We start from the raw sequence: 12,020 nt of genomic DNA, 5'->3' as shown, positions 1-12,020 counted from the left end.
TTAGATGGTTAGAAGATAACCCACCAGCACCGTGCCGTTGTATGCCCACAGCCATATTGTGAGGGCGGCGACGGCAAAGCGGAGCCATGCGTCCTGACGTTGGCGGAGCAGGTAAGCTGCGGCGATGGGGATGATGAATGCCCAATGGGCTGTCATTATGTATACCTCGTTGATGCCGAAGCCGAAGCCGAGGTGCATAAGCATGTCGAAACCGAACCACGTGGCGACGATGAGGAAGAAGCGCTGGCGGCGTGCCACCCATGCTCCCGCGACGAGGAGCAGCACGAGCAATGCCTCCACTACGTAGCTTATCGTCGACCCGTAGCTGACGAATACGGGGCGCGTCTGCTGTACGTCCTCCATGAGATGGTCCTTATGCAACTGTAGCGACTCGCCGAAAAGGTTGTCAACGACGGATCGTATGCGCGATGTGGTCATGTCGCTCCATTCCAGGAGCGGCACGTCCTTGGTGAGTGCCTCGCCGTTCTGCTTCTTGACGAAGGCGTCATGCGTCTTCAGGCGTTCTATGCGGGCAGGGTCTTTCTTTGCCACGGCAGCCTCAATGTGCTTGATGCGCTGCTCCTGCGGCTTGATGATGGTCTCCTGCTGCCATACGAAGACGGCACCGAGCATCAGCGTGGGCACAACGAAAGAAAGGATGCTCTTCCACGAAAAGACCTTCTTGCCGTTCACCATCCATGCCGCCAGAGCTATCTTCACGCCGTTGGTGAGCGTCACGCCGGCTGTAAGGAAGAACAGCAGCGCCTGCTGCAGCCATGTGAAGCGGGTGCCGCGCTGCAGGTGACGGCCCGTCATGAAGAGGGCGAGGAGCAGCAGGGGCAGCGAAAGTGCGAAATGGTCGGGCACGATGGCTGCCGTCATCACATGGGCGAAGCCGTAGAAGAGGGCTGTGAGCAGAGTGGCGTCGCCGAACTTCACCCCTACGATGTCGCGCAGGATGCGATGTAGCAGTACGGCTCCCCAAACGTCTGCGGCTATGAGAAGCGCCGCCATGAGGAAGACGGCGAAGTTGAATTCGGTCTGCGGCATCAGCCAATGGTTAATCCAGTACATCGGCAGGAGCACAGTCACGAAGAGCGGATGGCGCAGGGCGTTCCAGTGAAGCCTCATGCACGATATGAATATCAGCGAGAAGACGTCATAGCCCGACATGCAGAGATGGTTGTAAAACACAGACCAAAACCCTACACGTGCACCGCGTGTGAACGAGTCGTAATGACAATAGATGAGCAGACCGTTCAGTATGGTGAAGACGACGGCGGCTACTATGGCGAGTCGCCGCTCCTCTTTACGTAGTCCTAACATAATGTATAGATGGATTTATCTGGTGAAATAGAGATAGCGGACGATGAGACTGACGTTCCATATCCACAGATATGTCGCAAGCAGAGCCACGAGGGTCTTCAGTGCGAGTGCCTGACGGCGGCGTACTGCCATTGCCTTCATAAGGAAAGCCATTGTTATAGGCATTACGTATATCCAGTGTGCGGACATTATGTACACCTCGTTGATGCCGAAACCGAGTCCTACGTGCAGCGCCATGTCGAGGGCGAAGTAAGACATTGCCAGCCACATAAACCTTGACCGACGTCCGCACCAGATGCCAGCGATGAAGAGAAGGACGATTACTGCCTCGATGATGTAGTTGAAGGCGTGGCGATAGTTCACTATCATGGGGCGCGACTTGAGCACGTCGCCAAGCAGATGGTCTTCATGCAGCTGTATTCCTTCGCCGAAAAGGTTCTCCACCACCGATTCTGTACGCGACGTAGTGACGTCTGTCCAGCTGAGGAACTCGCCGTTGCTGATGGGTTTGCCGTTCTTGCGGCGTCTAACTGGCTTCGGCTTTGCCTTGGCTATGGAGTCGCGTCTGGCTGAGTCGGCAGAGAGCGAGTCGAGCTGATAGGCTGTGAAAGAGGCTATGCGCACCGAGTCGTCGTGCTGTTTGCGGAGCTTTTCCTCCTCCTGCTTCTTCTGCTTCGCAGCCTTTGCCTTGGCACGTGCAGCCTTTGCCGCCACGTCGCGGGGCCAGACGATGTGGTCATAACTCATGCGTGCCGCTCCCCATGTGAGTGCGGCAGGAAGGAGAATGGCGAAGAAAAGATATTTTGGTCGGAAGATTCGCTTGCCGTTGACAAAGAGCATTGAGAGATAGATCTTCAGTCCGTTGTTGAGCGATGTGCCTGCGGTGAGGAAGAAGTAGAGCGCAGACTGCCAGATGGTGAGGCTGCGTCGCTTCAGTATCAGCTTGCCTGAGACATAAAGGGCAAGCAGAAGGAGCATCATGGAGATGATGAAATGGTCGGGCACCATCGCCGAGAGCATCACGAAGGAGAAGCCGAAGAAGAATATGGTGAGCAGGGATGAGTCGGTTCGGCTGACTCCGACTATCTCGCGGAAGATGCGATAGAGGAACATTGAGGCATAGAAAGCGCAGAATGTCTGGATGGCGGAGACGATGAATATGGCGCAGTTGATGCCCGTAATCCACATCAGTGCCTGATTGATAAGGTATGGCACATACATGAAGAACGCCAGCAAGGGATGGCGATAGACGTTATATCCTGCCGTCCAGTCAGACACCACGCTGTACGTGATGGGGTCGAAACCGGATATGTGGAACTTCGATATGAAGAGATGCCAGTAATGTCGGGTCTGCGGTGTGAACACGTCGTAATACTTGCACACCACTAAAGCATCAAGAACAAGGAACACTATGAGGAGGAAAGACGCGAGACATCGTTCCTCACGCTTTATGCGGAAGAGCGAACGGAAGACGCCGGAGAGCGAACGGAATATTTCTGATAATTTATTGTTTGCTGGCATACGGATTAATATGGTGTGAATGATGGTATAAAAAATAGGAGGTGGCGATTCTTACGCCGTTATCTCTTCAGGAAGAACCTTACGAGAAGGAAGTTTACGGGGACGCAGATGCAGAACATCGGGATGGGTGCCCACTTCTCGTTGACGCCAACCCAGATGAAGAAGTTGAGCGTTGCGAGCTGCAAGACGTAGTTGACGACGTGCGATAGGGCGAATCCTGCGCCTCGCTTCGCCGAGGCTTTCACGCGGAAAGTGAAGCGGGTGGACGCCCAGAAATTAAAGAAGAAGCTTATGATGTAGCCTATTGTCAACGCAAAGCTTGGCGAGAGCCAGTGGAGCAGCACCCAATAGATGGCGTATTGAAGAAGGGTGGCTGCAACACCGACTAAGCCAAAGCGTACCACCTCGCCGAGGCGGTCGCGTTGCTGGGGTGTCAGTATATCGTTATGAGTCATGCGGAGGAAGTATGATAGTTTGGGGTTGCCCTTGTTTGGCGGGCATCAGAATATGCGATAGTAGCTCTCGTCTGCGAAGGCAAGCATCTGCTTGTCGCCGTTACTGTCGCCGAAAGCAATGAAATGATAGTTCTCGCGGTCGGGATAGAGTCGGCGTATGCAATGCACCTTCTCTGCTCCGTAGCAGTTGTATGTAAGGAAGCGTCCGGTTATCACTCCGTCCTTTACCTCTGGAATAGTACCGAGAACGTGGAAGTTAGACTTGCTGTCGCGCTGGATATGGGTGAAGAAGGGGCTAACCCAGTTGACCAAACTGGCGCTGACGATGACGATATCCTCGTCGTCACGGAAGAGCCGGTTGAGCAAGTCTGTGGCTTTAGGGCGCATTAAGTTGAAGTTTTCTGTTGCAAAACGCTTGCAGAGATTGTCAAAGACATCAATGTTCATCCCGCGGAAGAACCACGAGAAGACTTTCTGCTTAGTCTTGCCGTTATCACAGAGTTTTAGCTTCATTGCGATAATCATCGGGGAATGAAGAAAAAATCCGAGCAGAAAGCGCCACGTTCCACACGCAAATCGTATGAAACGGAGTAATGTGTCGGCGGAAGTAACTGTTCCGTCGAAATCAAATAAATAAACCTTCTTGCTCATAAATATATACCATTATTTTACGTTGACAAAGGTACGTTAAAATAATGATATAAGAACTAATATGGACTAATAAAATTGGTATAGACGGGAATTTAATGGTTTGGATTTATACTTGCGGACAGTAATTGTGTGATAAAAAGAAAATAGCGGAGGTTTACGCCCCCGCTATTATGTTGAGTGAATAACTCTTTAGAAGTAGTAAGCCAAGCCTACCTGCCATGCATTGGCCTTGCCGCTGTTGCCAATCATCTCCTGGAGAGCTGTGCTAGCTGCGTCAGAAACGGTAACGTCGCCGGTCTTGCCGCAAGCGATGTTATAGTTGGCAGACACCTGAAGGTGGCTGAGGACGGTGAAGCCAAGACCTACGTTAACGCTGAAGTTGGAAGACTTGAGCTTCCATTCTGCTGCGTCCTTGAAGATTGACTTGTTCTTGTCGCCTACGTTGAATCCGAACTGCGGACCTGCGAAGAAGAAGACGTTGGCTACGCTACCGAGACCTACGCCATAGCGTAAGTTGATAGGAATGTTGATGGCTTGGGTCTTCAGTCTTGCTGATGTGATGTCTTTGTCGTCGCCGTCGCCCTTGATCTTTGCCTCGCGCTGGTCATAGAGTGCAGAAGCGTCAATGCCGAGTCCTACGATGGGAAGGGTGAACTTCACGGTCGGACCGATGAAGAAGCCTGCCTGGTTTTCTGTGTCGAGGAGCTTGTCCTTGTCGAGGCTCATGCTTGTAACGTTAAGACCACCCTTGATACCGAACTGCACCTGCGCCTGAGCGTTGTTGGCGCCGAACATCATCGAAAGGGCAACGATAGCTGCTGTAAATAATTTCTTCATACCTTTTTTGTTGTTAGTTAATAAATATAACTTAATGGCAAATGTAGGAGCTGTGAGCTCCTACGCCTTGCTTTAATGTCTTTGTCTGCGAACCGTAACACGTGCCGAACCTGACGATGACGAAGACGATGATGCGGGATGCTGCTTCTTCACCTTTGTTCTCTTAGTGGTGGTTCCACCGGCGCGGCGGTTTTTCTTCTTCAATGCCTTGGCTGCCTTCTTGTCCACGGCAGCGATGCTGTCCAGCGAGTCCTTCGGCTCAGGCTTGCCCCATACGTTCTGTTCGAACGCCTGCAGCTCGCCCTCGATGCGCTTCTGCTCCTTCTTCATGGCAGAATCCGTGGGACAATACTGTGCGAGCGTCTTGCCCAGCATGTTCGTGGTCTTGTATATCTTGCCCTTGTACATGTTCTTCGTGAAGAAGTCGTCCATGGACATAGTGGCGGCATTGTTGAGATTGGAGGTCATGATGGTCTGCTTGGTGAGGAACGGAGCCAGATCGTCGTACTTCACCCAGAAGAGAGGATAGCTTGTGGCAGCGTCTCCGAAGTCGTCCTCACGCTTCAAGATAGGGCACAGAGCCAACACCTTCGTGTGGAAAGCCGAGTTGCGGTCGTCGTAATAAGCCGACTCCTTCACGTAGTATGCCATCACCTCGCGCGACGGAATGTCGCTGTCGTCGATGCGGATGCCACGGTCGGTGCGCTCATAGAAGATGTGATAGTTGTCGAGAAGCGACTTGAGGTTCACCTTCGAGGCTTCGTCAAACACCTCGTTGCCGTCCAGACGATACTCATAAGCCGTGATGGCGCGGCGCATCACCAGCTTGAAGATGTAGGTGAAGAGGTTCATCTGCGAGCCTACCGGCTCCACGGGATAGTAGAGTCCGGCGTTGGCGTCCTCGGTGAGGTTTATCTCACGGTAGATATCGCGGCGCCACGTCACGTCCTCGTCCATCGCTTTCTGCGTGGGGAAGGATATCTGGGCGCGTACGCTCAGACCCTGGTCGCTCTGCTGCTTCTGCTGTGCCTGCTCACGACGGCGTGCCGCCGGCTGGGCTGTCGCCATCTCCGAAGCGAAGAAGGCTGCAAGCAGTATCATTATTACTTTCTTCATTTTTCAGTATTTGGTTGTGCTGTATTATGTATTTACTTACTTGACTATCACTTCCATCGATCCGTTCAGCTTTCTTGCGATGCCGTCGGGGCCCACTGCCGTGATGCGCGAGATGTAGAAGCGCTTGCCACGCGACAGCTTGCGGAAGGTGTCGCGCTGACGCTCTGAGAATGAAGCGCCTGCTGACGCCATCGGAACGGCGTTACCCATATTGTCGAAGAAGACGGTCTCGAAGCCGGTTATCTTGAATTCGATGTCGAGGATGCCGTCGTCGATGGCTGCCTTGATGCCGTGAGCGCCCATAAGCGAAGCCTTTGCCAGTCCGCCGCCACGGAAGCGGTCGGTGCCTATGCTGAGGTAAGCAGCCGGATCGGGCAACTTGCGTACGTGGAACGTGAACTTGCCCATCTGGCGTGACTTGCCGTTGTCGTTGCTTGCCACGCTGATGGTGACGTCGCTGCCTACGGCTGAAGGACGTGCTATGTAGCGTCCCATGCCGATGCTGCGGAACGAACCGCCCGACATTGAAGCCGATACGGCGCTGAGAGGCACGCCCGGAATGCTGACGCTGATGGGGTTGTCATATCCTGCGTAGAGCACGTTCATGAGGTCTGCCGAAACAGTAGCGCTCGGTGCCACTACGGTGTATTTCTGTGTGAAGTTGCGACGGATGACATTGCCGCTGCCGTCACGCATGGTGATGTATCCTCCGAAGGAATGCTCGCCCACCGCTCCAGCCGTGAAGCGATAGAGTCCGTTGCTGATGCGCTGTCCGCCGACGTAGATTTCGGGCTGCTGTGTGGTGTCCACGGCTGCCATGACAATCTGTGCCGAGAACTGGTCGCCGCTTATGACGGTCTTCGATTCGGGAATGACGAAGGCGCTGAGCTTGTTGACGCGGATGTCCTTCATGTCGATGTTGGCAACAAGAGTGTGGAGCACTTCGCCTTCAGCGTAGCGCACGTCGCTCTGAAGCTTTGAGAGAAGCGTCACGGCACCAGCCACCGGCATGTCCTCAAACATGTATTCCTGCCAGTTCTTGCCCATCGTATGAGCGTTCTTCGGCAGCTTGGTGGTAAGGTTGCTCTCTATGATGGAGCGCTGATGCGGGTCAGTCACCATGCTTAGGATGCGCTGACGGAAAGAGATGATGGCGTTGTAAAGACGCTTGCCCTGACCTGTTCCGGGAGCGAGCATCACGTGGCTTGCCGCCTCAAGGTTGTCCTTGTTCTTTATGTCGTAGATGTTGCCGTCCTTGCCGTCCGCCTCAAGCACAATCTGCTCCTTGAGGCTCTGCGCGAAGTTGTAGAGCGAATCGCTCATGCGCTTCACCGCCGTGGCCTTCTCAAACCACTCCTTCACCTTCTGCGGGTTGGCCTTCATCTGCTCCGCGAAGTTGCCATAGAGCACCTCGTTCTCCTTGGAAGAGTTTGCAGTGGTGCGGTTAAGGCTTTCCTCCACGATGGAGAATCCGTTGAGCACCTCTGACGAGATGTTCAACGCCAGCATAGCCATGAGCACCACATACATGAGGTTGATCATCTTCTGGCGGGGTGATATGGTTCTCTTCTTTATTGCCATATTCTTTGTCTGCTCCTTTTTCTTTACTTCTGATTGAGGTTCATGTTCACAGTCATGGCTTCAATCATGCGGGCGTATATAGAGTTGAGCTGTTCAATCTGCTGTGCCATGTGGCGGCTCTGCTCGTTAATCTGGTCGATTGTGCCAATCTGCTGGCTGGCTCCCTTGAGCTGCATCTCGTAAACCTTGCAGATGCCGGTAAGCGTACGGTTGAGATTCTCCATCTCCTCGCTGTCTCGTGTAAGGCGGACGCTCTGCTCCGACACCTTCTGAAGGGTTTCGGTGAGGTTCTTGAGCTGCTCCAAGTAGCTTGCCTGGGCGTCTGCCAGCTGCACAGCCACCTCACGGTTGGCGGCAAAGTCGGCTGCTGCGGCTGCCACGTTCACGGCTGCTGCGTCCGAACCGGCAGCTACGCCAGCTCCGGCTACGCCACTCTGAACAGCTGCGCCGCCCTGGAATACGCCACCCTGCACGGCCTCGCCAGATGACACGGCTCCACCGATGATGATGGTTCCGCCACCACCTACGGCTGCACCCACGTGGGCTGCTGCCTCAGCGGGCGACTCTCCGTTTCTGCCAGCCTCGTAAGCTGCCTCCACTTCTGCCTCTTCATTGTCTATCTCCTCGTCATCGATATGGGTGGGCAGCTCCTTGCCGTCCTGCGTCTTGTCGAAGGGACGGTCGAAGGCTGAAAGGAAGAACACAAACACCTCAGTGCCCATACCTGCGAAAAGCATGATGTTGGCTCCCGGAAGGTGAGTCAGCTTGAAGAGCGTACCGAGGATAACGACAGAGGCGCCCCAGCTATACGCATAGTTGAGGAAGGTCTGTCCGGGGACACTGTCCATCCATTTCTGGAGATGGTAGACTATGTTGAATTTGCTATATACTGTCATGATCTTTGGTGTTTAGAGTTTATTTAGGATTTTTTCTACTTCTTCTTGTGCTTACCCTTCACGCTGGACGTGCTTGCAAGACTGCGTACGCAGCGGAAGCCGATGTAGCAGCGGGGCTGGTTCTGATATTCCCATGTTCGCCATGCCGCACGGATGAACGACTCGGGGTCTTTCCACGATCCTCCGCGCACGCTCTTCTTCTTCAGACGGTAGGGGTCTTCCTTGGCTGCGTTATAGGAGAGCGTCGGGTTGAGGTCGTTCATCGCCTCCACGCCAGCTTCGGTGAATACGGTGCTGGTCCACTCTGCCACGTTGCCAGCCATATCGAAGAGTCCGTTAGAGTTGGCGTTATATATTCCCACCTTTGACGTGATGAGGTTGCCGTCCTTGGTGTAGTTGCCTCGGTCGGGTTTGAAGTTGGCGAAGAAGCATCCGTCGCCGCTCTTCACGCTCTTGTCTTCCCACGGAAACTCGTTGCCGCCCTTTCCGCGTGCAGCATACTCCCACTCCGCCTCGGTCGGCAGACGATAACGCTGCACGAAGCGTGCCTCAGGGCCAAGACCCTTAAGCAGATAGTCGGTGCGCCATGCGCAGAAGGCATTGGCCTGCTCCCATGTCACGCCCACGACGGGATAGTCGTTATAGGCGGGATTAGAGAAGTAGTTGCGCAGGTATGTTTCGTTCTCGGCGTTCTGGAAGTCGTTCACCCAGCACGTCGTATCAGGATATACATTTACTATATATGTGTTGAGGAAGTCCCACGGACCGGAGAGCTGACGGTTGACTGTCTCGCGTACGATGCGTCCCTCGTCGTCGATGTAAGCCGTGTCCTTCGATATCATCACCACCTCGTCGGGATTTACCTTTACGTCGGTGTTGAGATTGCGCTCCTCAGGATTGAGGCGGTTGCGGCGCAGAGCTGCAGCCGTATAGTCATACACCTCATAGCGATAGTTGAGCTGACGATAGTCGAGCATCTTCTCGCCGGTGATTGGGTTGCGTGTATATACGCTTTCGATGGCACGCTGCTCGTCCTCGTTGGGCTTGCGTGGCAACGGCTTCTTCCAGTTGAGGTGTGGCGTGACGGGGTCGCCGTTCTTGTCCTCTGTTATCATGTATGTCTCGTCGCCACCATACTGCGGGTCAGCGAGGCGTGTGCGGATGATGCTGTCACGCACCCACATGACGAACTGCTTGTATTTTGAGTTGGTCACCTCTGTCTCGTCCATCCAGAATCCGTCCACAGAGACGTCCTTCACGGGTGTCTGCTTTCCCCAGAGCGAGTCCTGCTTCTCAAGTCCCATGCGCAGGTAGCCTCTTGCGACCTTCACCATGCCGTAGGGAGCCGGTTCGGCGAAGGAACGTCCGCCCACGCCGACCACTTCGCCGCCGCGTCCTGCTGACGAGGAGGCTTTGCTGCCGAAGCAGCCAGTCAGTATCATGGAGAATGCCACGACACAAAGTAGGAGTATGCTTTTTCTTGTTTTCATCTATGTTTTATCTGATTTTCTTTCTTAGTATTATGGTCTGTTTGTCAGTCTCTTATAGTATGCGTACGCTCTTGTGGAGATTCTTTCCCTTCTTTTGAAGGTTGAGGTCCATCTGGTAGCCGATGAAGAGTTCGTGGCTGCCGTTGCCGGGATTGATGGCGGAGGTATACATCTCGTAGGAATAGCCCATCACGATGCCGTGTACGTTTCCTCCGACGAGCACCGTCACGGAGTTGGTGGGCGAATATCCTGCTCCCACGTACATCATCTTCTTCTCATGCGTATAGACGAGGCGCGTGGTGATGTCGCCGCGATATGCCACTCCGTCCGTGCGCACAAGGAAGGACGGCTTTATTGTAAGAAACGGACTTCTCAGCTTAATATTGCATCCGCCGGTCAAATAATAGGTGGCGTCCACCTTCAGCTCGTTGGTCTCGCCGAGACGGACGAGGGGCGAATTGATGTGCTGTGCGGAGATGCCGGCATACCAGTTGCGGTGGGTGTAATAGAGTCCGACGGCGAGGTCGAGCGCGTTGCCGTCCACCTTTGACGAGGTGAATGCGGGGTCGCTGGAGTCCTCGAGGTCGAGCTTCGAACCGTCAAAGCTCTCGCTGAGCATTCCTGCCGAGACGCCGGTGGAGAGTTGTCCGCCGAATAGCTTCATCTTGACGGCGTACTGCAGGGCGAGTCGCTGGTGCGTGAACAGACCTATCTTGTCGTTCATAAACTGGAGTCCGGCTCCGTGCGTGGTCTTGAGGAACATAAAGGGCATGTCGGTGCCCGCGTACATGGTCTGCGGGTTATGCTTGAATCCGGCAAGGTCGATGGCATAGGCTGCCGAGACGTTCAGCTTGGGCTGTTTACCTACGGACGCAGCATTAAACGACGGTTCCATGTCGAAGTAGTGACTGAAGGACACGTCGTACTGCGCATGGCTCAAAAGCGAGACAAGCGTAAGCCCGAATATTATAATTATCTTGCGTTTAAACACGTATGTATAACGCTTATGTAATATAATTATTGTGTAAAAGCAGAAAAAAATAAGGTTCCCGACAAGAATGCAGGTTTTCTTTTGACAGGAAGACATGAAGACGGGATTTTTAGACATGAAGACAAGAAGACATGATTTTTCAGACAGGAAGACATGAAGACATGATTTTTTTGTTGACTGTATGCTATGGGACAAACTTAGGAGGCTATGGCGTCTCGCCGTAGCCCCGCAGCCACAAATGCAAGCAGATTGAGTATGAGCTGCGGGTTCCGCGGAGCGGGACCTATATCATGAAACCCACTGCAAGCTGCGAAGCAGCGCAGCTGTGGGTACGTACGATACCTCCACCACATATAGTTCCCCGAAGGGGGACTGATGCATCCCGTATGATGTTTAGGATGATAGTCGGTCCCGCTTTGCGGAACCAAGGGATGGTGTGGAGGTTATCCCACAGCTGCGCTCCTTCGGAGCTTGTAGTGGGTTTCTGATGAATACGTGTCCCCTCGAGACACGGCGCTGATTGGCGTTTCTGCTATGGGTGGGTGCGTGGCTACGGCGGGACGCCATAGCCTCCTAAGTTTGCCTCGACAGCTTGTGAATTGCAGTTTATTTAGTTGAGAGTTGAGAATGGAGAGTTGAGAGTTATGATATGTATGATAGTTAATCATATTGATTATAATATACTTAATAAGAGTAATCATCGCTCGGCTTTGCCGCTTGCCTTAGCAAGAACTCTCAAATTTCAAATTTCAACTCTCAACTTCGTTAGATAAATTCCTGTTTATCGGTTAGTTTGCCAGACAATATTTGCATTTCTAACGCTCAATACTCCTCGCTCAGCGCACAAAGAAATCCTTGGTGCGAAATTCTCGAATTTTGAGCGTGCAGCGATAACTTATTTACGCACAGTCGATTATGCTGACTGGGAAAGAAGTGTGCAATGAATAAGGGATATAAACAAGCATAATAGGGTGCAATAGCGCCACTTTTACACTACAATAGCGCCACTTTTATCATGCAATAGCGCCACTTTTGACTTTAACTGATTTTACTTTACACTTTTCTTGTTGTTTTACTAATTTACTTCACTCTCATTTTGTTCCTTTACTGAATAACTTTACAATGCAGGAAAAGTGTTACTGAAACGCTTTACATA

10 protein-coding genes are annotated in these 12,020 nt (G+C 53.0%); all 10 read right to left on the bottom strand.

The features are described from left to right. The 10 genes from CHL74_RS05595 to CHL74_RS05550 all read right to left on the bottom strand — a co-directional run bounded on the left by CHL74_RS05595 (position 1) and on the right by CHL74_RS05550 (position 10,864). Positions 1 to 1,326 carry a DUF6080 domain-containing protein gene (locus tag CHL74_RS05595; RefSeq protein WP_094880186.1) on the bottom strand — a complete coding sequence of 442 codons (1,326 nt, stop codon included), beginning with the start codon at positions 1,324 to 1,326 and terminating at the stop codon, positions 1 to 3. Positions 1,327 to 1,341: 15 nt separating this feature from the next. Continuing rightward, the gene (locus tag CHL74_RS05590) at positions 1,342 to 2,847 is read right to left on the bottom strand and encodes a DUF6080 domain-containing protein (RefSeq protein ID WP_094880185.1); all 1,506 of its coding nucleotides are present in this window, start codon (positions 2,845 to 2,847) and stop codon (positions 1,342 to 1,344) included. A 59-nt stretch (positions 2,848 to 2,906) separates the two neighbouring features. Then, positions 2,907 to 3,302, bottom strand: coding sequence for a GtrA family protein (locus tag CHL74_RS05585; RefSeq protein WP_094880184.1), 396 nt, complete (start codon positions 3,300 to 3,302; stop codon positions 2,907 to 2,909). Positions 3,303 to 3,347: 45 nt separating this feature from the next. Beyond that, a complete protein-coding gene (locus tag CHL74_RS05580; protein WP_094880183.1) occupies positions 3,348 to 3,953 on the bottom strand; it encodes an HAD-IB family phosphatase in 606 nt (201 codons plus the stop codon). A gap of 189 nt (positions 3,954 to 4,142) precedes the next feature. After that, the gene (locus tag CHL74_RS05575; RefSeq protein WP_094880182.1) at positions 4,143 to 4,790 is read right to left on the bottom strand and encodes a porin family protein; all 648 of its coding nucleotides are present in this window, start codon (positions 4,788 to 4,790) and stop codon (positions 4,143 to 4,145) included. Positions 4,791 to 4,862: 72 nt separating this feature from the next. Continuing rightward, positions 4,863 to 5,906 carry a type IX secretion system protein PorN/GldN gene (gene gldN, locus CHL74_RS05570; RefSeq protein WP_094880181.1) on the bottom strand — a complete coding sequence of 348 codons (1,044 nt, stop codon included), beginning with the start codon at positions 5,904 to 5,906 and terminating at the stop codon, positions 4,863 to 4,865. A 36-nt stretch (positions 5,907 to 5,942) separates the two neighbouring features. Beyond that, positions 5,943 to 7,487, bottom strand: a complete 1,545-nt coding sequence (gene gldM, locus CHL74_RS05565) for a type IX secretion system protein PorM/GldM (protein WP_094880180.1) — start codon at positions 7,485 to 7,487, stop codon at positions 5,943 to 5,945. A 23-nt stretch (positions 7,488 to 7,510) separates the two neighbouring features. Next, positions 7,511 to 8,383: a T9SS inner membrane protein PorL/GldL gene (gldL, locus tag CHL74_RS05560; RefSeq protein WP_094880179.1), complete on the bottom strand. Its 873-nt coding sequence runs from the start codon at positions 8,381 to 8,383 to the stop codon at positions 7,511 to 7,513. A gap of 35 nt (positions 8,384 to 8,418) precedes the next feature. Further along, positions 8,419 to 9,873, bottom strand: a complete 1,455-nt coding sequence (locus CHL74_RS05555; RefSeq protein WP_094880178.1) for an SUMF1/EgtB/PvdO family nonheme iron enzyme — start codon at positions 9,871 to 9,873, stop codon at positions 8,419 to 8,421. Between the two features lie 52 nt (positions 9,874 to 9,925). Further along, positions 9,926 to 10,864 (bottom strand): PorP/SprF family type IX secretion system membrane protein, encoded by a 939-nt coding sequence (locus CHL74_RS05550; RefSeq protein ID WP_254923229.1) that lies wholly within the window; start codon positions 10,862 to 10,864, stop codon positions 9,926 to 9,928. Positions 10,865 to 12,020: the final 1,156 nt, after the last annotated feature.

The organism is Prevotella sp. 885, assembly GCF_002265625.1.
Classification (GTDB): Bacteria; Bacteroidota; Bacteroidia; order Bacteroidales; family Bacteroidaceae; genus Prevotella.
Note: the sequence above shows the minus strand (reverse complement) of the source record. Positions and strands in the feature narration are given on the sequence as shown.

Coding starts and splice junctions, on each gene's coding strand:
- CHL74_RS05595 (WP_094880186.1), bottom strand. CDS start 1,326: ATGTTAGGACTACGTAAAGAGGAGCGGCGACTCGCCATAGTAGCCGCC.
- CHL74_RS05590 (WP_094880185.1), bottom strand. CDS start 2,847: ATGCCAGCAAACAATAAATTATCAGAAATATTCCGTTCGCTCTCCGGC.
- CHL74_RS05585 (WP_094880184.1), bottom strand. CDS start 3,302: ATGACTCATAACGATATACTGACACCCCAGCAACGCGACCGCCTCGGC.
- CHL74_RS05580 (WP_094880183.1), bottom strand. CDS start 3,953: ATGAGCAAGAAGGTTTATTTATTTGATTTCGACGGAACAGTTACTTCC.
- CHL74_RS05575 (WP_094880182.1), bottom strand. CDS start 4,790: ATGAAGAAATTATTTACAGCAGCTATCGTTGCCCTTTCGATGATGTTC.
- gldN (WP_094880181.1), bottom strand. CDS start 5,906: ATGAAGAAAGTAATAATGATACTGCTTGCAGCCTTCTTCGCTTCGGAG.
- gldM (WP_094880180.1), bottom strand. CDS start 7,487: ATGGCAATAAAGAAGAGAACCATATCACCCCGCCAGAAGATGATCAAC.
- gldL (WP_094880179.1), bottom strand. CDS start 8,383: ATGACAGTATATAGCAAATTCAACATAGTCTACCATCTCCAGAAATGG.
- CHL74_RS05555 (WP_094880178.1), bottom strand. CDS start 9,873: ATGAAAACAAGAAAAAGCATACTCCTACTTTGTGTCGTGGCATTCTCC.